The 25,232-nt window shown below is 72.5% G+C and carries 19 protein-coding genes; 12 read left to right on the top strand and 7 right to left on the bottom strand.

Features of this window, described 5'->3' with window-relative positions; translation table 11 throughout:
* Nucleotides 1–151 precede the first annotated feature (151 nt).
* The gene (gene glgP, locus ABT112_RS29750) at nt 152–2,779 is read left to right on the top strand and encodes an alpha-glucan family phosphorylase (RefSeq protein WP_351514813.1); all 2,628 of its coding nucleotides are present in this window, start codon (nt 152–154) and stop codon (nt 2,777–2,779) included.
* Nucleotides 2,780–2,943: 164 nt separating this feature from the next.
* Here the strand turns inward: glgP and ABT112_RS29745 are convergent, their stop codons facing one another.
* The 3 genes from ABT112_RS29745 to glgX all read right to left on the bottom strand — a co-directional run bounded on the left by ABT112_RS29745 (nt 2,944) and on the right by glgX (nt 10,054).
* The gene (locus ABT112_RS29745; RefSeq protein WP_351514811.1) at nt 2,944–4,587 is read right to left on the bottom strand and encodes a M4 family metallopeptidase; all 1,644 of its coding nucleotides are present in this window, start codon (nt 4,585–4,587) and stop codon (nt 2,944–2,946) included.
* 287 nt (nt 4,588–4,874) lie between these two features.
* Nucleotides 4,875–7,088: a M4 family metallopeptidase gene (locus ABT112_RS29740; protein ID WP_351514826.1), complete on the bottom strand. Its 2,214-nt coding sequence runs from the start codon at nt 7,086–7,088 to the stop codon at nt 4,875–4,877.
* Nucleotides 7,089–7,723: 635 nt separating this feature from the next.
* Nucleotides 7,724–10,054, bottom strand: a complete 2,331-nt coding sequence (gene glgX, locus ABT112_RS29735; RefSeq protein WP_351514809.1) for a glycogen debranching protein GlgX — start codon at nt 10,052–10,054, stop codon at nt 7,724–7,726.
* Nucleotides 10,055–10,220: 166 nt separating this feature from the next.
* On the opposite strand from glgX, the gene ABT112_RS29730 reads away from it, so the two are divergent.
* From ABT112_RS29730 to ABT112_RS29705, 6 genes are all read left to right on the top strand, one after another.
* Nucleotides 10,221–11,429 (top strand): L,D-transpeptidase, encoded by a 1,209-nt coding sequence (locus ABT112_RS29730; protein ID WP_351514807.1) that lies wholly within the window; start codon nt 10,221–10,223, stop codon nt 11,427–11,429.
* Nucleotides 11,430–11,951: 522 nt separating this feature from the next.
* The gene (locus tag ABT112_RS29725) at nt 11,952–13,184 is read left to right on the top strand and encodes a L,D-transpeptidase (protein ID WP_351514805.1); all 1,233 of its coding nucleotides are present in this window, start codon (nt 11,952–11,954) and stop codon (nt 13,182–13,184) included.
* A 117-nt stretch (nt 13,185–13,301) separates the two neighbouring features.
* The gene (locus tag ABT112_RS29720) at nt 13,302–14,069 is read left to right on the top strand and encodes an enoyl-CoA hydratase/isomerase family protein (protein ID WP_351514803.1); all 768 of its coding nucleotides are present in this window, start codon (nt 13,302–13,304) and stop codon (nt 14,067–14,069) included.
* A gap of 274 nt (nt 14,070–14,343) precedes the next feature.
* Nucleotides 14,344–14,859 carry an ATP-binding protein gene (locus ABT112_RS29715; RefSeq protein ID WP_351514824.1) on the top strand — a complete coding sequence of 172 codons (516 nt, stop codon included), beginning with the start codon at nt 14,344–14,346 and terminating at the stop codon, nt 14,857–14,859.
* Between the two features lie 531 nt (nt 14,860–15,390).
* Complete coding sequence (locus tag ABT112_RS29710; protein WP_351514801.1) at nt 15,391–16,578, top strand: YVTN family beta-propeller repeat protein; 1,188 nt, start codon at nt 15,391–15,393, stop codon at nt 16,576–16,578.
* A gap of 198 nt (nt 16,579–16,776) precedes the next feature.
* Nucleotides 16,777–16,989, top strand: coding sequence for an EF-hand domain-containing protein (locus ABT112_RS29705; protein WP_351514799.1), 213 nt, complete (start codon nt 16,777–16,779; stop codon nt 16,987–16,989).
* Nucleotides 16,990–17,044: 55 nt separating this feature from the next.
* Here the strand turns inward: ABT112_RS29705 and ABT112_RS29700 are convergent, their stop codons facing one another.
* The 3 genes from ABT112_RS29700 to ABT112_RS29690 form a co-directional block, all read right to left on the bottom strand.
* Complete coding sequence (locus ABT112_RS29700) at nt 17,045–17,353, bottom strand: hypothetical protein (RefSeq protein ID WP_351514797.1); 309 nt, start codon at nt 17,351–17,353, stop codon at nt 17,045–17,047.
* Between the two features lie 170 nt (nt 17,354–17,523).
* Nucleotides 17,524–18,012, bottom strand: coding sequence for an SRPBCC family protein (locus ABT112_RS29695; protein WP_351514795.1), 489 nt, complete (start codon nt 18,010–18,012; stop codon nt 17,524–17,526).
* Nucleotides 18,013–18,341: 329 nt separating this feature from the next.
* The gene (locus ABT112_RS29690; protein ID WP_351514793.1) at nt 18,342–18,842 is read right to left on the bottom strand and encodes a MarR family winged helix-turn-helix transcriptional regulator; all 501 of its coding nucleotides are present in this window, start codon (nt 18,840–18,842) and stop codon (nt 18,342–18,344) included.
* 116 nt (nt 18,843–18,958) lie between these two features.
* Between ABT112_RS29690 and ABT112_RS29685 the strand changes: the two genes are divergently transcribed.
* From ABT112_RS29685 to ABT112_RS29670, 4 genes are all read left to right on the top strand, one after another.
* Nucleotides 18,959–20,128: a PP2C family protein-serine/threonine phosphatase gene (locus ABT112_RS29685; RefSeq protein WP_351514791.1), complete on the top strand. Its 1,170-nt coding sequence runs from the start codon at nt 18,959–18,961 to the stop codon at nt 20,126–20,128.
* Between the two features lie 184 nt (nt 20,129–20,312).
* The gene (locus ABT112_RS29680) at nt 20,313–21,554 is read left to right on the top strand and encodes a PP2C family protein-serine/threonine phosphatase (RefSeq protein WP_351514789.1); all 1,242 of its coding nucleotides are present in this window, start codon (nt 20,313–20,315) and stop codon (nt 21,552–21,554) included.
* Complete coding sequence (locus tag ABT112_RS29675; protein ID WP_351514787.1) at nt 21,554–23,227, top strand: sensor histidine kinase; 1,674 nt, start codon at nt 21,554–21,556, stop codon at nt 23,225–23,227. Before ABT112_RS29680 ends, ABT112_RS29675 begins: the two co-directional genes overlap by 1 nt.
* On the top strand, nt 23,224–23,661 hold the full coding sequence (locus tag ABT112_RS29670; protein WP_351514785.1) for a response regulator: 438 nt from the start codon (nt 23,224–23,226) through the stop codon (nt 23,659–23,661). The genes ABT112_RS29675 and ABT112_RS29670 overlap by 4 nt, the downstream gene beginning before the upstream one ends.
* 134 nt (nt 23,662–23,795) lie before the next feature.
* On the opposite strand, the gene ABT112_RS29665 is transcribed toward ABT112_RS29670, so the two are convergent.
* The gene (locus tag ABT112_RS29665; RefSeq protein WP_351514823.1) at nt 23,796–23,969 is read right to left on the bottom strand and encodes a hydrophobic protein; all 174 of its coding nucleotides are present in this window, start codon (nt 23,967–23,969) and stop codon (nt 23,796–23,798) included.
* A 269-nt stretch (nt 23,970–24,238) separates the two neighbouring features.
* Here ABT112_RS29665 and ABT112_RS29660 point away from each other — a divergent pair, with 269 nt between their 5' ends.
* Entirely contained in the window at nt 24,239–25,156 is a 918-nt protein-coding gene (locus tag ABT112_RS29660; protein WP_351514783.1) for an RNA polymerase sigma factor SigF, read from the top strand.
* The last annotated feature ends 76 nt before the right edge of the window (nt 25,157–25,232 follow it).

The raw sequence follows: 25,232 nt of genomic DNA, 5'->3' as shown, positions 1-25,232 counted from the left end.
GCGCGGCCTCCGTTCGAGCGCCGGGCGGCGGCGCCACGCGTGCGCCGTGTCCCGCCGCGACAGGCCGCGGCTACCGTCGAAGAGTGAAGGCTCCGCGCACTGTGGTGAGCGTCCGTCAGGTCCGGCCGGAGCCCTGCGAAGGTGGAGAACTGTGAAGGCCATCCGTCGATTCAGTGTGCGTCCCGTCCTTCCGGAACCCCTACGACCGCTCAGCGAACTGGCGCGAAACCTGCGCTGGTCCTGGCACCCCGAAACCCGTGAACTGTTCCAGGCCGTCGACCCCGACGGCTGGTCCGCCGCCGGCGGCGACCCGGTGCGCCTCCTCGGCTCCGTGTCCGCCGCCCGCCTCACCGCGCTCGCCGCGGACCGCCGCTTCCTCCGGCGGCTCACCGTGGCGGCCGACGATCTGGAGGACTACCTCTCCGGCCCCCGCTGGTACCAGTCCGCCGACCCCGACCTCCCCGCCGCCGTCGCCTACTTCTCCCCGGAGTTCGGCATCACCGCCGCCCTCCCGCAGTACTCCGGTGGGCTCGGCATCCTCGCCGGCGACCACCTCAAGGCCGCCAGCGACCTCGGCGCCCCCCTCATCGGCGTCGGACTGCTCTACCGGCACGGCTACTTCCGGCAGTCCCTCTCCCGGGACGGCTGGCAGCAGGAGCAGTACCCCGTCCTCGACCCCCACGAGCTGCCGCTGTCCCTGCTCCGCGAACCGGACGGCCGGCCGAGCCAGGTCGTCCTAGGCCTGCCCGGCGGCCGGTGCCTGCACGCCGCCGTCTGGCAGGCCCGGGTGGGCCGGGTGCCGCTGCTGCTGCTCGACTCGGACGTGGAGGAGAACGGGCCGGGCGAGCGCGACGTCACCGACCGGCTCTACGGCGGCGGCAGCGAGCACCGGCTGCTCCAGGAGATGCTGCTCGGCATCGGCGGCGTCCGGGCCGTCCGCGCCTACTGCCGGCTCTCCGGACACCCCGCCCCCGAGGTCTTCCACACCAACGAGGGGCACGCGGGCTTCCTCGGCCTGGAGCGGATCCGCGAACTGGGCGAGGCGGGCCTCGGCTTCGACGCCGCCCTGGAAGCGGTCCGGGCGGGCACCGTGTTCACCACCCACACCCCCGTCCCCGCCGGCATCGACCGCTTCGACCGCGAGCTGGTCGCCCGGCACTTCGGCGAGGGCGGCGCCCTGCCCGGCGTCGACCCCGCCCGGATCCTCGAACTCGGCCGGGAGACCTACCCGGGCGGCGACCCCGACCTGTTCAACATGGCCGTGATGGGGCTGCGCCTGGCCCAGCGCGCCAACGGGGTCTCCACGCTGCACGGCAGGGTCAGCCGGGAGATGTTCGCCGGCCTGTGGCCCGGCTTCGACCCCGGGGAGGTGCCGATCACCTCCGTCACCAACGGGGTGCACGCACCCACCTGGATCGCTCCCGAGGTCCTCCGGCTCGGCGCCCGCCGGGCCGGCGCCGACCGGGCCGAGGACGTCCTGGTCACCGGCGGCGCGCCGCGCTGGGACGCCTTCGCCCGGATCCCCGGCGCCGACCTCTGGGAGCTCCGCCGGACCCTGCGCGAGCAGCTGGTGGCGGAGGTCCGGGAACGGCTCCGCGCCTCCTGGCGGCAGCGCGGCGCCGGAAGCGCCGAACTCGGCTGGATCGACGGGGTCCTCGACCCCGACGTGCTCACCATCGGCTTCGCCCGGCGCGTCCCCTCGTACAAGCGGCTCACCCTGATGCTGCGCGACCGCGACCGGCTGACCCGGCTGCTGCTCCACCCCGAGCGGCCGGTGCAGATCGTCGTCGCGGGCAAGGCGCACCCGGCGGACGACGGCGGCAAGCGGCTGGTGCAGGAGCTGGTGAAGTTCTCCGACGACCCCCGGGTGCGGCACCGGCTGGTCTTCCTGCCCGACTACGGCATGGCCATGGCCCAGAAGCTCTACCCGGGCTGCGACGTCTGGCTGAACAATCCGCTGCGCCCGCTGGAGGCCTGCGGCACCTCGGGCATGAAGTCCGCGCTCAACGGCGGGCTCAACCTGTCGGTGCTGGACGGCTGGTGGGACGAGTGGTCCGGGCCCGACTTCGGCTGGGCGATCCCCACCGCCGACGGCGCCGCCACCACCGACGAACGGCGGGACGACCTGGAGGCCGACGCCCTGTACGGGCTGGTGGAGGACCGGGTGGCGCCGTGCTTCTACGAGCGCGGGCGCGGCGGGCTGCCCGACCGCTGGATCGAGATGGTCCGGCAGACCCTCGTCTCGCTCGGCCCCAAGGTGCCGGCCGGCCGGATGGTCCGGGAGTACGTGGAGCGGCTGTACGCCCCCGCCGGCCGCGCCCACCGCGCCCTGGACCCGGAGAGCGCGGCGGCCCTGGCCGACTGGAAGGCGCGGGTCCGGCGCTGCTGGCCGCGGGTGGCCGTCGACCATGTGGAGACGGGGACGGCCCCCGGCACGGGCGGCGTCGCCGAACTGGGCTCCACGCTCTCGCTCCGGGTCCGGGTCGCGCTGGACGAACTCACCCCCGAGGACGTCGAGGTGCAGGCCGTGGCCGGACGGGTCGACGGGGAGGACCGGATCACCGACGGGTCGGCGGTGGCGCTCAAGCCGGCGGGCGGCCGGGACACCGAGGGCCGCTGGCTGTACGAGGGGCCGCTCGCGCTGAACCGCACCGGGCCGTTCGGCTACACGGTGCGGATCCTGCCCGCCCATCCGCTGCTGGCGAGCGGGGCGGAACTCGGCCTGGTCGCCGTGCCGCCGGAGAACGGCGGCGAGGCGGCGGGCGTGCTGCTGCGCTGACCCGCCGCCGCGACGGCGCGCCCGCCGGGCCGCCGGAGTGCGGCGGGCGGCGGGCATGTGGAAGGGCGGTGCCCGGGGACGAGGAAGGACGCCCCCGGGCACCGCCCGGTTCGTTTCGTCACCGCCGGCCCGGGATCACCGGGCCCCGCGGGGACGGAAGGAGGTCACTTGACGTTGACGCCCTTCCAGGCGGCCTCGACACCCTTGACCTCGGCGCTGTCGGCCTTGTACAGGTCGGTCGCGGCCTTCACGGTCGCCTCACGCGCACCCTTGTAGTCGGTGTTCGTGGTCATGTAGCTGGTGAGGGCCTTGAACCAGATCTTCTCGGCCTTCTCCCGGCCGATGCCCTCGACCTTGGAGTCGTCCGCGGTCGGGCTGTCGTACTTGACGCCGTTGATCTCCTTGGCGCCGCTGCCCTCGGACAGCAGGTAGAAGAAGTGGTTGGCGACGCCCGAGGAGTGGTGCACGTCCTCGTTGCCGACGTCCTTGGACCAGTTGTCCGCGGACTGGCCGTCCTTGCTCGGCTTGTCCATGTAGCGCAGCGGCTTGCCGTCGCCCGCGATGTCGATCTCCTCGCCGACGAGGTAGTCGCCGACGTCCTCCTTGTTCTTGGCGCTGAACTCGACGGCGGCACCGAAGATGTCGGAGGTGGCCTCGTTCAGGCCGCCGGACTCACCGCTGTACTCCAGACCGGCGGTGGCGGAGGTGACGCCGTGCGTCATCTCGTGGGCCGCCACGTCGATCGAGGTGAGCGGCTTCTTGTCGCCCTCCCCGTCGCCGTAGGTCATGCAGAAGCAGCTGTCCTCCCAGAAGGCGTTGACGTACGCCTTGCCGTAGTGGACCCGGGAGGTGGCACCCTTGCCGTCGCCCTTGATGCCGTTCCGGTTGTGCACCTTCTTGTAGTAGTCCCAGGTCAGCTGGGCGCCGTAGTGGGCGTCGACGGCGGCGGTCTGCTTGTCGTCCGCCTTGCCGGTGCCCCACTTGTCGTCCTCGTCCGTGAGGGTCTTGCCCTCGCCGGACTCGCTGTTGCCGAGGTCCTTGGTGGTGTGGTCGCCCCGGTCGCCGTCCTTCATGGCGAAGCCCGAGCCGTCCTTGGAGGTGGTCAGGTCGACCTTGCCGCTGTACTGGCTCTCGCCGGCACCGGTGTGGACGGCCTGGTACTCGTAGAGCTTCTCGCCGGTCTTCGCGTCGGAGACGACGTGCAGCTCGCTCGGCGTGCCGTCCTTCTGGAAGCCGCGGGTGACGGTCTCCCAGGCGAGGACGGGCTTGCCGGAGGCGGCCCAGATCACCTTGCGGGGCTCGGCGCCCTTGGCGGCCTTGGCACCCTCGGCGCGGACGGCGCTCTTCAGCGCGCTCTTCTCGGCGGTGGCCGGCGCGACGGTCGCCTTGGTGCTGGCGACGGCGATGGTGGCCTTCGTGGACTTGGTGACGCCCTCGGACTTACCGCTCTTCGCCTTGTGGACGATCATGTCGCCACCGAGGACCGGAAGGCCCTCGTAGGTGCGCTCGTAGCGCGTGTGGGTCGTGCCGTCGCCATCCTTCACGACGTCCCGGACGACCAGCTTCTCCTTGGCCCCGAGGCCGAGCGCCTTCGCGTCCGCGGCCTTGGTGGCGTTGGCCTCCTGCAGCAGCGTGACGCGCTGCGAGGCGGAGAGCTTCATCGGCTGCGCCTTGGAAGCGGTGTCCCCGGCGGGACTGGCGTCGGCCGATCCCGCGATCCCGGCGGCGAGCAGTCCGCCCGCGGCGATGGAGGCCGCGACGATGCGCACGCGGTTCTTGCGGGATATGTGGGGGGTAGCAGAGCTCACTCGAACTCCTCCTGGTGTGTGGGGGGTTAGGAGGTGCGGGTGTTGATGTGGTGCGAGGAGAGACTCCCATTGCGATGCGAACATGTCATCGGGTGAGACCGAGGTTGGCCGGAAATCGTCCGTTACCCAAAGATCGCGGTCCGGAAGACGGACAGGCCCCGGGGGGCGCATCGGAGCCCAACGGCCCTGCGAAGCCCGGGAAAGCGCAGGCGGCGGCGCCCGGGGAGGGGTGCTCCCCGGGCGCCGCCCGGTGTTGCCAGGAGTTCCCGACTGCCGGAAAAGGCCCGTCAGAAGGTCAGCTTCCAGCTGTTGATGCGGCCGGTGTCGACCGAGTACACGTCCTGGACCTTGAGCTTCCAGGTGCCGCTCGCCGCCTCGGAGGAGGCGTTGACGGTGTACGTGGTCTTCACGTCGGCGGCCGAGTCGAACGCGCTGGAGTTCTTCAGCCGGTAGGCCGTCCCGTCCGGCGCGACCAGGTCGATGACGAGGTCACCCCGGTAGCTGTGGATGATGTCCACGTCCACCTTCAGGGCGCTCGGCGCGTTGCCGGCGCGGCTGACGTTGATCGGTGAGGTGACCGCGGCACCGGCGTCCGGGATGGCGACGTCGTCGGTGTTCTCGAAGACGCTGCCGCCGCCGCTGGTGCTGACGGTCCAGGTGAACGACGCCGTACCGGTCTTGCCGGCCGAGTCCTTCACCGTCACGGTCACATTGCTGGTGCCCGCGGTCGTCGGCGTACCGGAGATCAGACCGGTCGAGGCGTTGATGGACAGGCCCGCCGGGAGGCCGGTCGCGGAGTAGGTCAGCGCGCCCGTGGTGCTGCTGGTCGCCTTGATCTGCAGGCTGGCGGGCTGTCCGACGGTGCTGCTCTGGTTGCCCGGGCTGGTGACGGAGACACCGTCGGTGATCCGGGTGCCGACGTTCACCGCGGCCCAGGTGTTGGCCACCGTGTTGTACGTGGCGCTGCCCTGGCCGAACAGATCGGCAGCGGCCTGCAGGGTGGCCGTCCGGGCGGCCGCGTAGTTGGTGTTGGCCGTCATCCGCTCGGTGAGGGCCTTGAACCAGATCTTCTCGGCGTTGGCGCGGCCGATGCCCGGGACGGGCTGGTTGTCGTAGGTCGGGCTGTCGTAGGAGACACCGTTGACGACCTTCTGGCCGCTGCCCTCGGACAGCAGGTAGAAGAAGTGGTTGGCGACGCCCGAGGAGTAGTGGACGTCCACGTTGCCGATGCCCGAGTACCAGTTGTCCTTGGACGAGCCGTCCTTGCTCGGCTTGTCCATGTAGCGCAGCGGGGTGCCGTCGCCGTTGATGTCGATCTTCTCGCCGACCAGGTAGTCGCCCGGGTCCGAGGTGTTGTTCGCGTAGAACTCCACGGTGGCGGCGAAGATGTCCGAGGTCGCCTCGTTGAGGCCGCCGGACTCACCGCTGTAGACGAGCTTGGCGGTGGCCGCGGTCACGCCGTGGCTCATCTCGTGCGCCGCGACGTCCATGGAGGTGAGCGGCTTGGCGTTGCCGGAGCCGTCGCCGTAGGTCATGCAGAAGCAGGAGTCCTGCCAGAAGGCGTTGACGTAGTTGTTGCCGTAGTGCACCCGGGAGTACGCACCGACGCCGTCGCCGCGGATGCCGCTGCGGCCGTGCACGTTCTTGAAGTAGTCCCAGGTCTCCGCGGCGCCGTAGTGGGCGTCCACGCCCGCGGTCTGGGTGTTGGACGGCTTGCCGTCGCCCCAGACGTCGTCGGCGTCGGAGAAGAGCGTGCCGGTGCCCGACGACCCGTGGTTCAGGTCGTAGGTCTTGTGGCTGCCCCGGGTGGTGTCGGTCATCGTGTACGACGGCGCGGTGCCGATGGTGACCTTGCCGCTGTACTGGCTGTTGCCGGTGCCGTTGACCACGGCCTGGTACTGGTACAGGGTCTTCCCGGTCCGCGCGTCGGTGATGACGTGCAGCTCATTGGGGGTTCCGTCGTGCTGCAGGCCGCCGACGACGGTCTCCCAGGCGAGGACGGGCTTGCCGTCGGCCACCCAGACCACCTTGCGCGGGGCCCGGTCGGCGTCGGCCCGCTTCGAGCCCTCCGCCTTCGCGGCCTTCACCGCGGTGCGCTCGGCCGTGCCGGCGGACACCCGCGGGGTGGTGCCGGCGACGGCGATCCGGGACTTCACCGCCTTGGTGACGCCCTCGACCGAACCGCCCTTGGTCTCGTGCACGACGAGGTCGCCGCCGAGGACGGGCAGGCCCGCGTAGGTGCGCTCGTAGCGGGTGTGCGTGGTGCCGTCGGCGTTGCGCACGACGTCCCGGACGACCAGCTTCTCCTTCGACCCGAGGCCGAGGGTCTTCGCGGTCGCGGCCTTGGTGGCGTCGGCCTCGCGGAGCAGCTCCGCCCGCTGCGCGGGGGAGAGCTTGGCGGGCAGTGCGCCGGGGTCGGGCTTCGCGAACGCGGCGGTGGTCCGGGCGTCACCGTCCGGACGGGCCGCGGCGGTTCCGGTCTGGACGCCGACGGCGAGCATGGCCGTGACGGCGACGAGCGCTCCGGTCGCGACGGCGCGGCGCCCGGGTGTGCGGGGGGTTCGTCTCACGCGGAACTCCTTCTGCTGCGGCCGCGCCAGGGTGTGCGCGGCCAGGGGGACCGGACGGCCTGGGGTGCCGCCGGGCAGAACAAGCAGTTCGCAGAACAGGTGGAACCTGGAAGAACAGGCAGGACCTGGAAGAACAGGTGGAACCTGGAGCTACAGGTGACCTGGAGGTGCAGGTGGACCTGGGAGTACAGGTGGACCTGGGATGACGTGCCGAGGTGCGGACCGCGGGGCACGGCATGGCGCCTGTGGGGGAGCCGTGCGGCGGTCGAGGGAAGAGTCCCACCCCGCACCCATGAATGTCAGGAGCGTGTCAATAAGTTGGCCGGAAAACGTTCGTTGGGCGCGGAACGGCGCCCGCATAGCGAACGGCTACGCGGCGCCGGCCGGGACGGCCGGAGGCGACCGGGCGCTCCGGGGAAAGCGCGTGAGGGGCGGAAACGGCGGCGGAATCGGAAGCGGAATCGGCGGCGGGATCGCAGGCGTTGCCGGACGAGGCGTCCTGCGTGGAGCCGTCGGCGCGGTGGGCAGTCATCACCGGCGGGACTACGGTCGGCCACTGACACCCCTCATCCGGTTTTCCACCGGTCCGGGCGAGTCTCCACCGGGTGGCCGACCGCCCGGAACAGCACCGCCGCCCGGGCCGGCAGCAGGAACGGCGAGCCGGCCGCGTGCCGGGTGCCCGGCGCCCGGGTCTGGTCCTCCCGCGCGGTGTCCACCAGCAGTTCGTACCCCGTCGCCCACGGCCCGCCCGGCAGTACGAAGCGGCCGGGCTCGGGGTCGGCGTGCAGCACGGCCAGGAAGCTGTCGTCGGTCAGCGGCCGGCCCTGCTCGTCGCGCTGCGGCAGGTCCCGCCCCGAGAGGTACATCCCGAGCGTCGCGGTCGGCGCGTACCAGTCGGCCTCGGTCATCTCCCGCCCCTCCGCGGTGAACCAGGCCAGGTCCCGCAGCCCGCCCGGCCCCTGCGCGCGGCCGGAGAAGAACGCCCCGCGGCGCAGCACCGGATGGGCGTGGCGCAGCGCGATCAGCCGGGAGGCCAGCTGGGTCAGGGCCCGCCAGCCGGGGTCGTCCAGCAGCGACCAGTCGACCCAGCCGGTCTCGTTGTCCTGGCAGTACGCGTTGTTGTTGCCGCCCTGGGTGCGGCCGAGTTCGTCGCCCGCGACCAGCATCGGAACCCCGGTGGACAGCAGCAGGGTGGTGAGCAGGCCGCGCAGCTGACGGCGGCGGAGCGCCAGGACCGCGGGGTCGTCCGTGGGGCCCTCGGCGCCGCAGTTCCAGGACCGGTTGTCGTCGGTGCCGTCGCGGTTGCCCTCGCCGTTCGCCTCGTTGTGCTTGCGCTCGTAGGACACCAGGTCGCGCAGGGTGAAGCCGTCGTGCGCGGTGACGAAGTTGACGGAGGCCTGTGGGCGCCGGCCGCCCCAGGCGTAGAGGTCGCTGGAGCCGGACAGCCGGTAGCCGAGGTCCCGGACGTCCGGCAGCGCGCCGCGCCAGAAGTCGCGCACCGCGTCCCGGTACCGGTCGTTCCACTCGGTCCACAGCGGGGGGAACGCCCCGACCTGGTACCCGCCGGAGCCGACGTCCCATGGCTCCGCGATCAGCTTCACCCGGCGCAGCACCGGGTCCTGGGCGATCACCGCGAGGAAGGGGGAGAGCATGTCGACGTCGTGCATGGCGCGGGCCAGTGCCGAGGCCAGGTCGAAGCGGAAGCCGTCGACGCCCATCTCCGTCACCCAGTAGCGCAGCGAGTCGGTGATCAGCCGCAGCACGGGGGGCTGGACGACCTGGAGGGTGTTGCCGCACCCGGTGTAGTCGGCATAGCGCCGCGGGTCCTGCTGCAACCGGTAGTAGCCGCGGTTGTCGATGCCGCGCAGCGAGAACATCGGCCCCAGCTCGCCCGCCTCGGCCGTGTGGTTGTAGACCACGTCGAGGATCACTTCGATGCCGGCGGCGTGCAGCGCCCGCACCATCCTCTTGAACTCGCCCACCTGCTGGCCGCGGGTCCCGGACGCGGAGTACCCGCCGTGCGGCGCGAAGTAGCCGACGGAGTTGTAGCCCCAGTAGTTGCGCAGGCCCCGCCGCAGCAGATGGTCCTCGTGCGCGAACTGATGCACCGGCAGCAGCTCCACGGCCGTCACCCCGAGCCGGGTCAGATGCTCGACGGCGGCCGGGTGCCCCAGCCCCGCGTAGGTGCCGCGCAGCCGCTCCGGCACCCCCGGGTGGCGCATGGTGAAGCCGCGCACATGCAGCTCGTAGATGACCGAGTCGGCCCACGGTGTCTTGGGGCGGCGGTCGTCGGACCAGTCGTCGTCGTCATGGACCACGACGGACTTGGGGACGAACGGCGCCGAGTCCCGGTCGTCCCGGACGGTGTCCGCTACGTGCTGCTGCGGCCAGTCCCGCACGTGCCCGTAGACCTCCGGCGGCAGCGGCCCGCCGCCCCCGGGGCCGGTGAACTCCCCGTCCACGGCGCGGGCGTACGGGTCCAGCAGCAGCTTGGCGGGGTTCCAGCGGGCGCCGGTCCACGGGTCCCAGCGGCCGTGCACCCGGAAGCCGTACCGCTGCCCGGGGCGTACGCCGGGCACGAAGCCGTGCCAGATCTCGTGGGTCAGCTCGCCCAGCGGGCGGCGGGTCTCGGCCCCGTCGGCGTCGAACAGGCAGACCTCCACCGCCTCCGCGCCGCGCGCCCACAGGGCGAAGTTGGTCCCGGACGTCCCGTCGGCGGCGGTCCGGAACCGGGCGCCGAGCGGCTGCGGGCTGCCGGGCCGGGCGGCCGGCGGCGCCGCGGCCGCCCCGGGCTGCGCCGGGGCCGCTGCCTGCGCCGGTGGTGAGCCCGGATGCGGTCCGTCCGCCGCGGCGGGAAGCCCGTCCCGCACGTCCGCCTGTTCGGGTGCGCTCGACACGTGGCAGCCTCCCGCGGCTCATGACCGGGCCGGGCCCGCGGCGCCCCGGCCGCGGCCCGACCCTGCTGGTCCTTCCCCCTGTTCTGCCCGCTCGGGGGCTCGCCCTCACACCGGCGTCCGGCCTCACGTTCGTTTCCCTCGCGGGGGTGCGATCGTTGGGCTCCGCGTGAAAAAGGTTGCGAGGCGCCTACGGCGCGCAGCTGCGGGGCTCGCCACGGCCGCCCTGCTGGTGGCGGCGGCCGCGTGCGGCCAGTCGGGCACCGCCCTCGGGGAACGGCCGCTGCCCGCGGACCGCCCCGTCATCGCCGTCACTCCGCTGGACGGCGCCCGGGGCGTCCGGCCCCGGTCGCCGGTGCGGGTCACGGTGTCCGGCGGCCGGCTGGAGCGGGTCCGGGTGGTCCGGACGGGGGACGCCCGGGACCGGCCCGTGGCCGGGCGCGTCAGCGGGGACGGCCGCCGCTGGCGCCCGTTGGCCGGCCCGTTCCGGCTGCGCGGCCGGTACACCGTGGACGCGGTGGCGGTCGACCGGCACGGCCGCCGCACCGCCCGGCACACCACCTTCACCACGTTCGTGCCCCGGCACCGGTTCATCGGCTACTTCCGGCCGGAGCACCGGTCCCTGGTCGGCACCGGCATGATCGTGTCGTTCGAGTTCAACCGGCCCGTCACCCGCCGCGCGGCGGTCGAGCGCGGGATCCGGGTGACCGCGTGGCCCCCGGTCGCCGTCGCGGCGCACTGGTTCGGCGGCCGGCGGCTGGACTTCCGGCCGCGCGCGTACTGGAGGCCCGGCACCGAGGTCTCCGTCCGGCTGCGGCTGCGGGACGTGCAGGGCGCGCCGGGGGTGTTCGGCGTGCAGCACAAGACGGTGCGGTTCACCGTGGCCCGCAGCCAGGTCAGCCGGCTGGACGCGGCGGCCCACACGCTCACCGTGTGGCGCGACGGCCGGCGGGCCGCGACGCTGCCGGCCACCGCCGGCGAACCGGCCAATCCGACCTACAACGGACGGATGGTGATCATGGAACGGCACGAGGTGACCCGGATGAACGGGGACACGGTCGGCTTCGGCGGTGAGTACGACATCGAGGACGTGCCGCACGCCATGCGGCTGACCACCTCGGGGACCTTCCTGCACGGCAACTACTGGGCCCCGCCCAGCACGTTCGGCGTGGCCAACACCAGCCACGGCTGCATCTCGCTGCGCGACGTGCGCGGCGGCGGTGCCCCGACGCCCGCCCGCTGGTTCTACGAGAGCTCGCTGATCGGCGACGTGGTGGAAGTGGTGCGCAGCGCCGACCGCACGGTCGCCCCGGACAACGGCCTCGGCGGCTGGAACATGCCCTGGCGGCAGTGGCGGACGGGCTCGGCCCTGCGCTGAGGCGCTCTGCACGCGAGGCGTTCTGTACTGAGACGCCCTGCACTTGAGACGCCCTGCACTTGGGACGTCCCGCACTTGGGACGTCCCGCACTTGAGACGTCCTGCACTTGGGGCGCCCTGCACTTGGGACGTGCAGCGCTGAGACGTCCAGTGCTGGGGATGTCCGGTGCTGAGACCTCCTGGGCTGAGACCTCTTGGGCTGAGGCGTCCCTGTGCTGAGGTGTCCCTGGGCTGAGATTTCCGCGCGCCGGAACAACCGCCCGTACCGCTATTCCCTGCCGAAACCGCCCCGCACGGAACGGAGTCCGCCTTCCCGCCGTCTCCCCCTGCGAAGCCCCGCACCGCCGCACTCGGGTACCCCCGCGCATCCGCCGGACGCCCGGCCGACTTGGGACTGATCCGTGACCTTCACGGGGATTTCTCTTCCACGGCGGTGTGGTTATCTAGCAGCGTGCGCGCCGTTTTGCGCGTGCGGGGGAAGCGTGGCGGGCCGTACCGGGGCCCGTGCGAGGGGAGAACCAAGTGAACGTGCAGCCGATATCGGGGGCGCCGGGCGTTCGGCGGAGTCGGCAGGGGGCCAGGGCCCTGCTCGCGGTGGTGAGCGGGGCCTTTCTGCTGGCCGTGACCGGGTGCGGCCCGGACGCCGGGGCGGACGAGGGCAGGGGCGGGGGCGACGGCTCGAAGCGGTCCGAGGCCGTGGTCGGCATCGCCCCCAAGGACGGCGCCAAGGACGTGGAGACCAGCGACGGTCTCGAGGTCACCGCCGAGAAGGGCCGGCTCAGCTCGGTCAAGGTCCGGGACTCCAAGGGCAATCGGATCGCCGGGAAGGTCACCGAGGGCGGGAAGCTCTGGAAGCCCACCGGGCACCTGGCCGCGTCGACCGAGTACACCGTGGACGCGGTCGCCGAGGACTCCGAGGGGCGGCAGTCCGCCGAGCACTCCAGCTTCACCACGCTGGTGCCGAAGAACACCTTCGTCGGCCACTTCACGCCGGAGGACGGTTCCGAGGTCGGCGTGGGCATGCCGGTCTCCATCCGGTTCAGCCGGGGCATCACCGACCCGGCCGCCGTCGAGCGGGCCGTCACGGTGAAGGCCTCGCCGGCGGTGCCCGTCGAGGGCCACTGGTTCGGCAACGACCGGCTGGACTTCCGTCCGGAGAAGTACTGGAAGCCCGGCACCGAGGTGACGCTGAGCCTGAACCTCGACGGGGTCGAGGGCCGGCCGGGGGTCTACGGCAAGCAGGTGAAGAAGGTGAAGTTCACCATCGGCCGCAGCCAGGTGAGCACCGTCGACGCCGAGAAGAAGACGATGGCCGTCGAGCGCGACGGCAAGGTGATCAAGACGATCCCGATCACCGCGGGCGCTCCGGCGACCACCACGTACAACGGTGCGATGGTGATCAGCGAGAAGCACGAGGTGACCCGTATGAACGGGGACACGGTCGGCTTCGGCGGTGAGTACGACATCAAGGACGTGCCGCACGCGATGCGGCTCAGCAACTCCGGCACCTTCCTCCACGGCAACTACTGGGCCGGGTCGTCCGTGTTCGGCAGCGTCAACGCCAGCCACGGCTGCGTCGGTCTCTCCGACATCCGGGGCGGCGGCGACAACGGGACCCCGGCCGCCTGGTTCTTCAACAAGTCGATCCTCGGCGACGTGGTGGTCGTGAAGAACTCGAACGACAAGAAGATCGCGCCGGACAACGGCCTCAACGGCTGGAACATGGACTGGGACGAGTGGAAGGCGCCGCAGTAGCGCCCGGACTCCCCTGACGGGCCCGGTGCCGCTGATCTCCGGCGGCACCGGGCCCGTCGGTGTCCGCCCCCTCTTCCGGGGGGAGACCCCTCGGCGCCCGGCCGTTAACCTGCGGGCATGACTGTGCATCTTGAGGTCGCCGACGGCGTCGGCACCATCCGGCTCGACCGCCCGCCGATGAACGCACTGGACATCGCCACCCAGGACCGGCTCAAGGAGCTCGCCGAGGAGGCGACCCGGCGGGACGACATCCGCGCGGTGATCCTCTGGGGCGGGGAGAAGGTGTTCGCGGCCGGCGCGGACATCAAGGAGATGCAGGCCATGGATCACGCGGCCATGGTGGCCCGGTCCCGCGCCCTGCAGGACTCCTTCACCGCCGTCGCCCGGATCCCCAAGCCGGTGGTCGCCGCCGTCACCGGGTACGCCCTCGGCGGCGGCTGCGAACTGGCGCTCTGCGCCGACATCCGCATCGCCGGGGAGAACGCCAAGCTCGGCCAGCCGGAGATCCTGCTCGGGCTGATCCCGGGCGCGGGCGGCACCCAGCGGCTGTCCCGGCTCGTCGGCCCGTCCCGGGCCAAGGACCTGATCTTCACGGGCCGCCAGGTGAAGGCGGACGAGGCGCTGGCCATCGGACTGGTCGACCGGGTCGTCCCGGCCGGTGAGGTGTACGAGCAGGCGCACGCCTGGGCCGCGAAGCTCGCCCAGGGCCCGGCCATCGCGCTGCGGGCCGCGAAGGAGTCGGTCGACGTCGGTCTGGAGACGGACATCGACTCCGGCCTCGCCGTCGAACGGAACTGGTTCGCGGGCCTGTTCGCCACCGAGGACCGGGAGACCGGTATGCGCAGCTTCGTGGAAGAGGGGCCGGGCAAGGCCAAGTTCCGCTGATGTCCGGTGTGCTGGTCCCCCGCGGCGGGAGCGCCACCCCGTGGCGCCGCCGGCTCGGAACCCGTCCGGGGGACCGGCCCCGTCTTAAGTCAGCCTTAAGGCATATCCGGACCGGAACGCACAGCGATCGGCCGCGTGCGGGGTGTCAGCGCAGGTCGGGCCGGACTCCGGAGGCCGTTCCTGCCGCTGGCACATGCCCCGGGCGGTGTGCGCGGGCACGTGATCCACTCAAAGTAATCCCTTGGTTCCGCCCCGTGATCCCTTCCGGGCGGCCATGATGGAGGGCATGGCGGGCCTCGAGGGAGTGGAACAGCCGCGGCGGCGCACCGGCACCACCGCGGCGCGGTGGGTGCCGTCCGTGGCGGACGAGCGGGCGATGCAGGCCCTCGAAACGGTCGGCGATCCGACGGTCGACGAGGTGAGTCTGCCGTCCCTCCCCGAATCGGCGGCCACTGCGCGCCGGCTGACCCAGGCGGTCGTGCTGCGGCACTGGGCGCTCTCCGCCCAGCTCGCCGAGCACGCCGTGCTGCTGGTCTCCGAACTCGTCGGCAATGCCGTACGGCACACCGGTGCCCGCACCTTCGGGCTGCGGATGCTGCGCCGCCGCGGCTGGATCCGGATCGAGGTGCGCGACCCCTCGCGGGGGCTGCCCTGTCTGATGCCGGTGCGCGAGATGGACGTCAGTGGCCGCGGGCTGTTCCTGGTGGACAAGCTCTCCGACCGGTGGGGCGTCGACCTGCTGCCCCGGGGCAAGACGACCTGGTTCGAGATGCGGGTCACCGACCGCTGAGCCCGGCTGCCGAGCCCCGGTCGCCGGGCTCCGGCCCCGGTTCCTCGCGCCTCGCGCGCCGGGGAGTGTTGCCGGGGCCGCCGGATCCGCCCTGGCCGGCCGCTTCGGAGACGCCCGGTCCGGAGTCGCTCGGCCCGTCGCCTCCACTCGGTCCCGGAAGGCGAAGAGGCCCCCGGTGCGTCGTCGTGCGACTGCGGCGGGGGCCTCTTCGTTCTCCGCCGGGAGCGAGGGGGTGTGATCCACGGCGGAGCAGGACGACCGTGCCCGGGTCAATGGGGTGGCGCGTCGCTGATGACTATGGCAGACGGGGTGCCGCCAGCCAAAGGTTCATATCCCGGTATTGACCTATATGAGCGATAGAAACTTCAACGATCAAAGGCCGCCCCCGCCGTCAGCCTCACAAACGTCGGGGAATGGTGTAACGGCCATACGATTCCTTGATCGCGGCTACTCTGTGTGACGATGACACGCATGGCCGCTCATTCCGGTCAATAGCGGTCATGGCGTACCGGCTGGCCTTCAATGGGCCGCGTGAGATCCCGCCTCGTCCGCGCCACCCTGCTGCTCGCCGCCGCGGCTCTCGCCGCCGCCGGCTGCTCGACCGGTTCCGCCGGCAGCCGCACCGCCGTCGACGGCACCCGCTCCCCGTCCCCCGGCGGTTCCGCCCGGGCAGCCCGCGCCGCGGCGGCCGGGCTGCCCGGTATGCCGCCGGTCCTCGACCCGCGGGACGTCTACGCCGCCGACCGGCCCGGCCGGCTCTCCCCGGTGGTGAAGGACTTCCCGTCCCGGGTCTACGTGCCGAACACCAACTCCGGCACCGTGTCGGTCATCGACCCGAAGACCTACAAGGTGGTCGACACCCTGAAGGTCGGGGTGCAGCCGCAGCACGTGGTGCCGTCCTGGGATCTGAAGACGCTCTGGGTGAACAACAACCGCGGCCACACCCTGACCCCGATCGACCCGGCCACCGGCAGGGCGGGCAAGCCCGTCGACGTGCACGACCCGTACAACCTCTACTTCACGCCCAACGGCCGGTACGCGGTGGTGATGGCCTCCCTCGACCGGGAGCTGGTCTTCCGCGACCCGCACACCATGGCCGTCAGGAAGAAGGTGCCGGTCTCCTGCTACGGCGTGAACCATGCCGACTTCTCCGCCGACGGCCGGTACTTCGTCGTCTCCTGCGAGTTCTCCGGGGAACTCCTCAAGGTCGACACCGAGCGGATGAAGGTGATCGGACAGCAGCGGCTGCCCTTCCGGGGCGCGATGCCCCAGGACGTCAAGATCTCCCCGGACGGGCGGACCTGGTTCATCGCGGACATGATGGCGCACGGCGTCTGGGTCCTCGACGGCGACCGGTTCACCACCCCGAAGCTGCTGCCCACCGGCAAGGGCGCGCACGGGCTGTACGTCAGCCGGGACTCCCGGACGATGTACATCTCCAACCGAGGCGAGGGCACCGTCTCGCTCTACGACTTCGCCTCCCGCAAGCTGACGAAGAAGTGGCGGCTGCCGGACGGCGGCAGCCCCGACATGGGCGGCGTCTCGGCCGACGGCAAGGTGCTGTGGCTGTCCGGCCGGTACGACTCCGAGGTGTACGCGATCGACACCCGCACCGGGAAGCAGCTGGCGCGTATCCCGGTCGGCGGCGGCCCGCACGGCCTCGCCGTCTATCCCCAGCCGGGCCGGTACTCGCTCGGGCACACGGGCATCTTCCGCTGACGCCCCGGCACAGGGGCCCGGCAGGCCGAGAGCGCGCACCCGACGCCGCGGAGCCCGCCCTCCGGGCGGACGACGGGAGTTCGACGACCGGGACCTGGCCCCGGGAGCCGGAACGGGGAGGACCTGGCCCCCCGGGAGCCGGAACGGGGAGCGGATAATCTGTGCGCGTCAGCAAGAAGACACCGAAGGGGTGGACCAGTGGCGGACATCGACGAGGCACGGCGCGCGTTCGACCGGTACGACGTGAACAAGGACGGCCTGATCTCGGCCACCGAGTACAAGAGCGTGATGGCTCAGCTCGGCGACCCCTTCGTCACCGAGACCGTGGCCCAGGCCGTGATCAACAGCGCCGACGGCAACGGTGACGGCCTGCTCTCCTTCGACGAGTTCTGGTCGACCCAGCAGCACTGACCTCGGACGGGGCGGCGCCGGCGAGTGCCGCGCCGCCCCTCGTCCTCAGGGATCCTCAAGGGCGGCCGGGCCGCTGGGTGCTCGCCCGCCGTCGGCGGTCGTTGCACAGCAGGCACTTGCCGTAGCCGGGCGGCAGCGGGTCCTCCGGGTCTCCGTACAGCGGGTCGACCGCGCCGCGGGGGTGCTGGGAGCAGCCCGTGGCGCCGTGTTCGCCGGACAGCGCGCCGGCAGCGGCGAGCGCCCGGCGCAGCGCGTCGACGAGGGCGGCCGCCTGCTCCCCGGACGGGTCGGCCTCCAGGGCGAACGCGATGTCGCCGGCCGAACTCAGCGCGGTCCGCAGTTCGCGCAGTTCTGCGTAGTTCATGCTCCGGAGCCTAGGCGCCCGCACCGACACCGCCGGATGTCCGGTGGCCCGGCGTACCCCACGTGCAGGTTTTCGCGACGCCGGGGCGCGGGATGCGTTCCGCCGTCACCGGCGGGTCGGAAGCTGCCGACAGGCCCGGTTCGCCCCCCAGGAACCGCCCCGCTCAGGCCTCAGGCTCCGGGTCCGGGCTCCGGCTCCGGCTCGGGCCGCTCCACCGACGCGGCGACCTCCGCGAGGTCCTTCTCGATCGACTGGCTCACCGACTTGGCGCCGAGCCCGCCGAAGAGCTTGGTCAGCACCCCGGCGAAGCCGCCCGGCGGACGGGCCGTGAAGGTCATGCGCACCGTCGTCGCGTCCGTGCCCTCCGGGCTCAGCGCGAACGCGGAGGTGTAGTGGGCGCCGCGCGAGTCGGCCTCGACGACGAAGCCCTCCGGCTTCCCGCACGCCGTGACGTACATCTCCTCGGTGGCTTCCCTGCCGAGCATCCGCCGCGTCTCGCGCCACCGGGTGCCCTCGGCGAACGGCCCCGGGGTGAGCACCTCGACCCGCTCCACACCACTGAGGATGCGCGGGGCCGACTCCAGATCGGTCAGCGCGTCCCAGACCCGGTCGACCGGCGCCGCGATCCGCCGCTCGACGACGACCTCCGTATCAGTCATGGACCTCTCCTGACGCCGATCACCCAGCATCACCACCCTGGCACCCGGCCGGAGGGCCCGCTACCGGAGCGGGCGGGGCGCGGCCCGGGACGGGGTCCCGTGGCCGGTCACGGCGTCGCCGGGGCCGGTCCGCGGACGCACGGTGCGCAAACTCTTTCTATTTGACAACTGTGTCCATGAGGCAACAATCTTGCTCCGGCGGGACCGCGTCGCTCCGACGTGCCCGCACCCGCGCCGGGGGGAGGGCGCGGACCGGGAGACGACGGGGAGGTGCAGGCGGTGGCGGGCAGCGCGGACCGGCGGACGGGCCGATGCGCCGGACGCGGTGGTCAGGCCGACTGCGCGTCCCGGTCCGGTGCGCCGACGCCGTGTCCGGGCGCCGCGTCCTCGACCGCCGTGCGGAAGCCGGTCAGCCCCTCGACCAGGCCCTTCCGGGCCGTGGGGGACATGCCGCCGATGACGGCGAGCAGTGCCTCCTCGCGCCGGGCCCGGAGGTCGCGGAGGTACGACTTGCCGCGGCCGGTCAGCCACAGCTCCAGCTCCCGCCGGCTCACCGGGCTGGGAGCGCGCTCGACGAACCCGAGTGCCTGGAGGCGGTCGCACAGCCGGCTGACCGAGGAGGGGGCCGAACCCAGGACTTCCCCGAGCGTGCGGAGGTTGATGCCCTCGTCGCGGTCGAGGATGTACAGCACCCGCAGCTGCGAGGGGGAGACGGGGGTGGACGACACCGCGTCCCGGCCGCGTTCCCACAGGACCTCGAGCAACTCGATCACCTCACGGGCGGCGTGAGCGGCATCGCGAGCGCGTCGGGGGGATGGTGCGGGATTCACATGCCCAACTCTGACACCCCGGATCGGGCTTGTCAGCCCCGGGGGCCGTTACGCGCTTTGCCTCCCCTTTGCAGACCTCTCGGACAGCAGCTCACGCAGAAAGCGATCGTCGAACGGTGGACAGCTTTGCGGCTGTGGAGCGCGCCCTGCGCGGTGCCGCGCCCCACGAACTCCCGGACGTGGTCCGGGCCACGCTGGTGAAGCACTACGCGGCCACCGCCGTCAGCCTGCTCATGGCCGACTACGGGGCGACCACCCTCCGGCCGGTCGACGTCCTCCCGTCCGCCGCGGAACCGCTGTTCGTGCATGCCAGCACCCCCGGCCGGGCCTTCGGCGCGCAGCGGCCCCAGGTCTCGTCCGGCGGCACCCCGCCCGTCGTCACCGCCCATCTGCCGGTGACCGTGCGCGGCGACCGGCTGGGCGTCCTGACCGTCACCCTGCCCGGGGCCCGGTACTCGCCGGAGGTGCTGAGCGAACTCGGCGACATCTCCGAGATCCTCGGCCGGGAGATCGTCGTGGCCGCGCGCGACACCGATCTGTATCTGCGGGCCCGCCGCGCCGACCGGCTCACCCTCGCCGCCGAGATGCAGTGGCAGCTGCTGCCGGGCCAGGCGTGCTCGCGGCCGGAGTTCGACCTCGGGGCGCAGCTCGAACCCGCGTACGCCGTCTTCGGCGACACCTTCGACTGGTCGACCTCCGCCGACCACCTCACGCTGACCGTGGCGAACGGCACCGGGGAGGGCATCGAGGCGGCCCTGCTGACCGGTCTCGCCGTCAACGCGCTGCGCAATGCCCGCCGGGCCGGGCTCGGCCTCGTCGACCAGGCCTGCCTGGCGGACCAGGCGGTCTACGGGCAGCACCGCGGCGCGGCCCACTTGTCGGTGCTGCTGCTCCGGTTCGAGCTGGCCACCGGGCGGATCGAGGTCGTCGACGCCGGATCGCCCCGCGTCTGGCGGCTGCGCGACGGCGCGCTGGAGCCGCTGGAGTTCGAGGCGCAGCTGCCGCTGGGGATGTTCGAGGACACCATCTACCAGACGCAGTACGCCCAGGTGCTGCCCGGCGACCGGCTGCTCTGCGTCAGCGAGGGGGTGTGCGACGCGGCGTCGCCCGCCGGCGAGCGCTACAGCGAGCGGGCGCTCGCCCGGGCCGTGACGAGCACCCGGCTGCTGCCCGCCTCCCAGGTCCCCCGGGCCCTGCTCCAGGAACTCGCGGGCCACTGCGGACGGCCGCCCCGCCCCGAGGACGACGCCCTCGTCCTCTGCCTCGACTGGCATGGCAGACCGTGAGGCCGGAACCAAGGCTCTCGCGCTCGGCGGCCTCCCGGATATCGTTGCGCCCGGACAACGGACTGCCCCTCGGTCGGCCTCGCCGCAGAACACTGCGCGCACGCCCTGTCGGGGACGGAGAACGGTGGTCGACGGGCTCCGGCGGAAGGAGACCCCGCGACGGAGTGTGGGGGTGGAGATGGACATGGCGGAGCTGACCGTCCGCCTGCCGGGCGAGGAGCCCGGCGCGGATCCGGACGCGGATCCCGGCGAGCTGGTGGTGCTGCTGGTCGAGGACGACCCGGGCGACGCGCTGCTGGTGGAAGAGCTGCTGGCGGACAGCCGGGTGTCGGCCCGGCTGCAGTGGGTCCAGTCCGTGGGGGACGCCTGCCGGGCGCTCACGGCGGGCGGGCCGCACTGCGTCCTGCTGGATCTGCACCTGCCCGACGCCCAGGGGCTCGGCGGCCTCGCCCGGGTCCTCCAGGCGGCTCCCCGGACCCCCGTGGTGGTGCTCACCGGGCTGGCCGAGGAGGGCGCGGGACTGGCGGCGGTGACCGCCGGCGCCCAGGACTACCTGGTCAAGGGGCGGGTGGAGCCCGATCTGTTCGGGCGGACCCTCCGCTACTCGATCCAGCGCAAGCAGGCCGAGCAGGCGGCGGCCGACCTCCAGGCCGAACGGCTGCGGGCGCAGGAGAACGCCCGGCTGGAACGCGGCCTGCTGCCCTCGCCCCTGCTGGACACCGCCGACGTCGAGGTGGTGACCCGCTACCGGCCCGGCCGGTCCCAGGCCCTGCTCGGCGGTGACTTCTACGACGTGGTGGAGGCGGAGGACGGCGTCGTCCACACCGTCATAGGCGACGTCTCCGGCCACGGGCCGGACGAGGCCGCGCTCGGGGTCTGCCTGCGCATCGCCTGGCGCACCCTGGTGCTCACCGGCGTCACCGGCCCCGACCTGCTGCGCCAGCTGGAACGCATCCTGACCGCCGAGCGGTCCGGCCCGGAGCTCTTCGCCACGGTGAGCACCCTCGCCCTGGAGCCGGACCGGCGCCGGGTCCGGGTCCTGCGCGCGGGCCACCCCGGACTGCTGCTCCGCAGCATGTCGGGGCCGCGCGGCTCCGAGCCGGTGGTCGACCTCGTGGAGCCCGAGTGCGGGCCGGCGCTGGGGCTGATCCCCGGGGCGGCCGACTGGCAGGAGGAGGAGCTCCGGCTGCCGGAGCGGGGCGCGCTGATGCTGTTCACCGACGGGCTGTTCGAGGGCCGTACCTCCGCGACCGGCTCCGCCCGGCTCGGGGAGGACGGGCTGACCGCACTGGCCCGCACCCATGCCCACCTGCCGGGACCCCGTTTCGTCGACGCCGTGATCTCCGGCGTCGAGACGATCGCCGCCCCCGGTGGCGGCCTCGCGGACGATGTCGCCGTCGTGCACCTCGAATGGAACGAGACCTGATGACCGAGCAGGAACCGGCGCCCGCGGGCCCCGCCGCCCGCGCCCCGAAGGTCCGCTTCCACCAGCGGCTCACGGTGCAGTCCTGGATCCACGTCCTGATAGCGGCGATGGCCGTGCTGGTGCTGACCTGCGCGGGCGTCGGCGCGGCGCTGCTGAGCCGGACCGGCGAGGCCACCGACCGGCTGGTCGACCGGATCTCCCCGGCGCGGGCGTCCACCCTCCGCCTGCAGACCGCCCTGGTCGACCAGGAGACCGGCATCCGCGGCTATCTGCTCAGCCGGGACCGGCAGTTCCTGCTGCCGTACGACCGCGGCCGGGCGACGGAACGGGCCGCGGTCCGCCGGATCGAGTCGCTGGTGGGCAACGATCCCCGGCTGGCCCGGGACCTCCACGGGGTCGTCGCGGCGGCCCGCGACTGGCGCCGTGACCAGGCCGAGCCGCTGATCGCGGCGGTCCGCCGGGACGAGAAGCCGGACCAGGAGCGGATCGAGCAGAGCAAGCGGTCCTTCGACCGCGTCCGCGTCCGGTTCAGTGAGCAGAACCGCCATCTGGACGAGCTGCGCGCGGAGACCCGCGCCCAGGTCGAGCGGTCCGAATCGGTGCGCGACGGCGCCCTGGCCGCCATGCTCGCCGTGTTCCTGCTCTCCGGGGTGGCGCTGGCCGTGCTGATGCACATCGCCGTCGCCGGACCGCTGGGCGCGCTGCGCACCGCCTCCCGCCGGGTGGCCGCCGGTGACTTCGAGCACCGCATCCCCGCGCACGGGCCCCGGGACATCAACGAGGTGGGCCAGGTCGTCGAGGAGATGCGGCGGCGCGTCGTCGCGGAGCTCGCCACCTCCCGCGCCCAGCAGGACCTGCTGAAGCAGCAGGCCGCGGACCTGGACGCGCAGACGATGGAGCTGCGCCGGTCCAACGCCGAGCTGGAGCAGTTCGCCTACGTCGCCTCGCACGATCTCCAGGAACCGCTCCGCAAGGTCGCCTCGTTCTGCCAGCTGATCGACAAGCGCTACGGCGACCAGCTGGACGAGCGCGGCACGCAGTACATCGCCTTCGCCGTGGACGGCGCCAAGCGGATGCAGGTGCTCATCAACGACCTGCTCACCTTCTCCCGGGTGGGCCGGCTGAACGACGCCGACGAGGAGGTCGACCTCGGCAGGACCCTGGACAAGGCGCTGGCCAACCTGGGCGCCTCCGTCGAGGAGTCGGGCGCCGAGGTCGAGCGGCCGGCGGAGCTCCCGCGGATCACCGGCGACCCGACGCTGCTGGCCATGCTGTGGCAGAACCTCGTCGGCAACGCCCTCAAGTTCCGCGACCCGGACCGCCCGCCGGTGGTGCGCATCAGCTGCGAGAGCGAGGCGGAGTCCGGCTGGCGGTTCACCGTCGAGGACAACGGGATCGGCATCCCGGAGGAGTTCGCGGACAAGGTGTTCGTGATCTTCCAGCGGCTGCACGGCCGGGACACCTACGGTGGCACCGGCATCGGCCTGGCCCTCTGCAAGAAGATCGTCGAACACCACGGGGGACGGATCTGGGTCGACACCGGCGGGGACGTGGGGACGCGGATCTGCTTCACCCTGCCCGGCCTCGCCCCCGCGCCGTCCGAGGACACTGGAGGGGACTCCACCGCCGTCGCCGTCCCGGCCGGCCCGAACGCCCTGGAAGGAACCGCATGACCGCTGCCCATCCCATCGAGGTCCTGCTCGTCGAGGACGACCCCGGCGACGAGCTGATGACCCGCGAGGCATTCGAGGACAACAAGATCGGCAACACGCTGCACGTGGTGCGCGACGGTCTGGAGGCCCTGGACTTCCTCTACCGGCGCGGCGAGTACGCCGACGCCCCGAGCCCCGATCTGATCCTGCTCGACCTCAACCTGCCGAAGTACGACGGCCGGCAGGTGCTGGAGCGCATCAAGTCCGACGACGACCTCAGCCACATCCCGGTGGTCGTGCTCACCACCTCCTCGGCCGAGGAGGACATCCTGCGCAGCTACAAGCTCCACGCCAACGCCTATGTCACCAAGCCGGTCGACCTCGACCAGTTCATCGCCGCCATCCGGCAGATCGACGAGTTCTTCGTCACCGTCGTGAAGCTGCCCAACCGCTGAGCGCCGCCCCGGACGGCCGGCGGGAGCGCACAGCAGGCAGGGCGCACGGCAGTGGGGCCACCGGCTGTTCCGGTGGCCCCACTGCCCTTCCCGTCCGGCGCGTCGTCAGGGGGTACGGCTCGCCGGATCCCGCCTCACCAGCGGTACCACCGGCCCCTGCGGCCGCCCGCGCCGGCGGCGGGCCGGATGACGAATCCCAGCAGCCAGACCGCCAGCACGATGACGGCGATCCACCACAGGGCCTTGAGCGCGAATCCGGCGCCGAAGAGGACCAGGGCGAGGAGCAGTACGAGGAGCAGGGGGACCATCTTCATCAACCTCCGGGCAGCCGGTGCATCGTTCTCCGAGCAGCCGTGTGCCCTCGATGGTTGCCGTCATGCAAAAGTTTCCCCGGGCCGGTGCCGCTGGTGCCCACGGGGCGCGAGGGGCCGGTTCCCGCTTCCGGGGCCTGATGTCCTCGCAGGTGGCGGCCGGTGGTCGATGGCGGAGAATTCCTCCGGATCGTGGAGTGTGGCCCTCCGGCGGGCGGGCAGGGGCAAGGTGTCGTACGACAACAGTTGCTATGCGGGAGAGACTGATGAACTCCATGGCCTTGAACGCGCCCACCAGCACAGCCCCCGACGCACTCGACGCGGACGGGTCCGGCGCCCCCGTCGTGGCCGGACCGCCGACGGCGGCCCCCGACGCCGGTCTGCCCCTGGTCACCGACCCCACCAAGGTGGCACCGCAGGACGCCCGCGCGATGTCGAAGGTCTTCTTCGGCCGGCTCACCGAGCTGGAGGAAGGCACCCACGAGTACCAGTACGCCCGCAACACCCTGATCGAGCTCAACCTGTCGCTGGTCCGTTTCGCCGCCTCCCGGTTCCGCAACCGGGCGGAGCCGATGGAGGACATCGTGCAGGTCGGCACGATCGGGCTGATCAAGGCCATCGACCGGTTCGACCTGAGCCGCGAGGTCGAGTTCACCACCTTCGCCGTGCCGTACATCGTGGGGGAGATCAAGCGGTTCTTCCGGGACACCTCCTGGGCCGTGCACGTCCCCCGCCGCCTCCAGGAATTCCGTCTGGACCTGGCCAAGGCCGTCGACGACCTGTCGAGCCGGATGGGCCGCTCCCCGACGACCGAGGAGCTGGCCGAGCACATGGGGCTCACCGCAGAGGAGGTCGTCGAGGGGCAGATCGCCGGCAACGGCTACGTCGCCGGTTCCCTGGACATCCCCGGCGGCGCCGAGGACGGCAGCGGCAACGACACCCCGCTGGCCGACCGCATCGGCGACACCGACCCCGCCCTGGAGAACGTGGAGAACTTCCACGCCCTCCAGCCGCTGCTCGAAAAGCTGGACGGCCGGGAGCGGAAGATCCTGGAGCTGCGCTTCGGCCGGGAGATGACCCAGTCCGACATCGGGGCCGAGCTCGGCATCTCCCAGATGCACGTCTCCCGTCTGCTGAGCCGGACCCTGGCCTCGCTGCGCTCCCGGATGCTGGTCGAGGAGTAGGACGCCGGCCCCGGCGGTGGCGCCGTCCGCGTCTTCCGCGCCCCCCTGCTCGCCGTGCCCGTCGGCGGCCGGCGCC

The organism is Streptomyces sp. NPDC002055 (assembly GCF_040296705.1).
Classification (GTDB): Bacteria; Actinomycetota; Actinomycetes; order Streptomycetales; family Streptomycetaceae; genus Streptomyces.
The sequence above is the reverse complement of the archived record's forward strand: the minus strand, read 5'-3'. Positions and strand labels throughout refer to the sequence as shown.

What these genes read in the sequence shown, in the direction of transcription:
- ABT112_RS29740 (WP_351514826.1), bottom strand. Translation starts at nt 7,088, where the DNA reads ATGCTCGCCGTCGGCGTCCAGACCGGAACCGCCGCGGCCCGTCCGGAC.
- ABT112_RS29720 (WP_351514803.1), top strand. Translation starts at nt 13,302, where the DNA reads ATGACTGTGCATCTTGAGGTCGCCGACGGCGTCGGCACCATCCGGCTC.
- ABT112_RS29715 (WP_351514824.1), top strand. Translation starts at nt 14,344, where the DNA reads ATGATGGAGGGCATGGCGGGCCTCGAGGGAGTGGAACAGCCGCGGCGG.
- ABT112_RS29700 (WP_351514797.1), bottom strand. Translation starts at nt 17,353, where the DNA reads ATGAACTACGCAGAACTGCGCGAACTGCGGACCGCGCTGAGTTCGGCC.
- ABT112_RS29695 (WP_351514795.1), bottom strand. Translation starts at nt 18,012, where the DNA reads ATGACTGATACGGAGGTCGTCGTCGAGCGGCGGATCGCGGCGCCGGTC.
- ABT112_RS29680 (WP_351514789.1), top strand. Translation starts at nt 20,313, where the DNA reads ATGGCGGAGCTGACCGTCCGCCTGCCGGGCGAGGAGCCCGGCGCGGAT.
- ABT112_RS29675 (WP_351514787.1), top strand. Translation starts at nt 21,554, where the DNA reads ATGACCGAGCAGGAACCGGCGCCCGCGGGCCCCGCCGCCCGCGCCCCG.
- ABT112_RS29670 (WP_351514785.1), top strand. Translation starts at nt 23,224, where the DNA reads ATGACCGCTGCCCATCCCATCGAGGTCCTGCTCGTCGAGGACGACCCC.
- ABT112_RS29665 (WP_351514823.1), bottom strand. Translation starts at nt 23,969, where the DNA reads ATGGTCCCCCTGCTCCTCGTACTGCTCCTCGCCCTGGTCCTCTTCGGC.
- ABT112_RS29660 (WP_351514783.1), top strand. Translation starts at nt 24,239, where the DNA reads ATGAACTCCATGGCCTTGAACGCGCCCACCAGCACAGCCCCCGACGCA.